Raw genomic sequence first — 2165 nt, 5'->3', positions numbered from 1 at the left:
CCGGCGAAGAAGACGGGGGTGGCGTAGCTGAGGATCGCGAGGACCCGCAGGACGATGTCGGGCATCCGGTCCCGCTTGCGGGCGGCGATCACGCCGAGCACGATCAGGGCGAGCCCGACGACCTCGCTCGCCGGCAGCGTCTCGCCGAAGAGCGGCAGCGCGACCAGGGCGGTGACGACGGGGCTCAGCGACCCGAAGGCCGCGGCGCGGCCCGCGCCCAGGGAGCGGACGGCGACGGTGTAGGCGAGCGCGGCGACGATCCCGACGCCGACGCCCTGGACGAGGCCGAACACCGCGACGGCGCTCGGATAGGCCGACCCCGAGAACAGGGTGGAGGGCAGGGCGCCGGTGACCGCCGCGACGAGGCTCAGGAGGAAGGAGGGGGCGCAGACCACCAGGAGCACCGCGACCGGGGTCAGCCGGGTCCGCCGGAGGCCCAGCGTGTACACCGCCCAGAGGATCCCGGCGGCGAGCAGGGTGCCGATGCCGAGGGCGACCGACGCCGCCGAGGTGAGCACCACGATGACGACGACGCCGACGACGATCGCGCCCAGTCCGGCCAGGCGGGCGCCGCTCGGGCGCTCGCGCATCAGCAGGAGGGCGAGCAGAGCGACGAAGACCGGCACCGAGCCGGGGATCACCAGGCCCACGAGCGCCGCGCTCGTCAGGCTCCCGCCCGCGGCGGCCGTGAGGAAGTAGGGCAGCCCGGCGCCGACCGCGAGGCAGGCGAGGGTGAGCGGCGACTCGCGCCGGATCGCCCGGATCGCGCCGGGGAGCGCCGGTGCCAGCACCAGCAGCGGGATCCCGAAGCGCAGGAGCGCGACGTCGACCGTGGTGAGGCCCGACCCGCCGATCCCGCGGATGCTCAGGGCGAATCCGGCCCAGGTGGCCACCGTCGCGATCATCGCGACGGTCCCGGTGAGGGCGGATCTGGTCATGGCGGTCCTCTCGGCGGGGCCGGTGGATGCCGACCCTCCGAGGCTAGGTCGGGGGAGGAGGCGGGCGATTGCGGATCCGAGCGCGTAATCGGGTGGTAGCGGCAGGATCTGCCAGGATCGGCAGCGTGGACGACATCGACATGCGCATCCTGCAGGAGCTCCAGCAGGACGGCCGACTCAGCAACCAGGACCTCGCCGACCGGGTGGGCCTCTCGCCCTCACCGTGCCTGCGCCGCGTGCGCCGGCTCGAGGAGGACGGCGTGCTGATCGGCTATCGCGCCGTCGTCGACCCCCGCGCGGTGGGCCTGGCCATCACCGCCTTCGTACGCCTGCGCCTCGAGAGCCACAGCCCCGAGATCGTCGAGCAGGTCGAGACGGCCATCCGCGGGATCCCCCACGTGACGGAGGCGTACCTGATGGCGGGCGACAGCGACTTCCTCCTCAAGATCGCCGTCGAGGACCTCGAGGGGTACGAGACGCTGGTGCGCACGAGGATCCGGATGATCCCCGCCCTGGCCTCGATCGAGACCTCCTTCGCCTACGGAGTGACCAAGCCGCAGTCCCCTCTTCCCGCGCGCAGGTGAGCGCGCGAGGCGCTCCGGAGCCGTTCAGACAGCTGTCGGAACGGCCGCTCCGAGAACGCGAATCCTGACGGCGAGGAGCGCGGGACCCACTCCCTAGCGTGAGACGGGCCGGAGCGACCGGCCCTGCCGGAAGGAGCCCCGTGTCCGTCTCACTGCCCCTCGTCCTCCCCGGGCGTCGCGGCGTGAAGAGCGCCTCGAACCCCCTCCTGCGCTATCTCTTCCTCCGCTTCCTGCTGATCGTCCCGACGGTGCTCATCCTCGTCACGATGGTCTTCTTCCTGATGCGCCTGACCGGCGATCCAATCACCGCCGCCCTCGGCGGACGGCTCTCCGGGGCCGAGCTGGCCGCCCGGGTGGCGGCCGCCGGCTACGACCGCCCCGTGCTGGTGCAGTACGTCGAGTACCTCGGGGGCGTCCTGCGCGGCGACTTCGGCACCACCATCAGCGACAACCGCCCGGTCACCGAGGTCCTCGCCGTCTACGGCGCCGCCACCTTCGAGCTCGCCGTCTACGCGCTCCTGGTCGCTCTGGTCGTCGGCGTGCCGCTCGGCGCGATCGCCGCCCGCAAGCGGGACCGGATGCCCGACATCGTCCTGCGGGTCCTCGCGATCCTCAGCTACGCGACCCCCGTCTTCTTCGCCGG

Annotated in this window: 2 protein-coding genes and 1 pseudogene; 2 read left to right on the top strand and 1 reads right to left on the bottom strand. The window is 72.9% G+C overall.

Going from position 1 to position 2165, the window contains the following annotated elements; translation table 11 throughout:
* The coding region (locus tag C5C27_RS17340) for a DMT family transporter (RefSeq protein ID WP_104315022.1) at window positions 1-938 on the bottom strand (938 nt) is incomplete at its 3' end.
* 125 nt (window positions 939-1063) lie between these two features.
* Between C5C27_RS17340 and C5C27_RS17335 the strand changes: the two genes are divergently transcribed.
* Window positions 1064-1522, top strand: coding sequence for an Lrp/AsnC family transcriptional regulator (locus C5C27_RS17335; RefSeq protein ID WP_104282519.1), 459 nt, complete (start codon window positions 1064-1066; stop codon window positions 1520-1522).
* A gap of 140 nt (window positions 1523-1662) precedes the next feature.
* Window positions 1663-2165, top strand: a pseudogene (locus C5C27_RS17330) (ABC transporter permease); the annotation flags it as partial.

The sequence above is a fragment of the Rathayibacter sp. AY2B7 genome (assembly GCF_002931635.1).
Classification (GTDB): domain Bacteria; phylum Actinomycetota; class Actinomycetes; order Actinomycetales; family Microbacteriaceae; genus Rathayibacter.
Note: the sequence above shows the minus strand (reverse complement) of the source record. Positions and strands in the feature narration are given on the sequence as shown.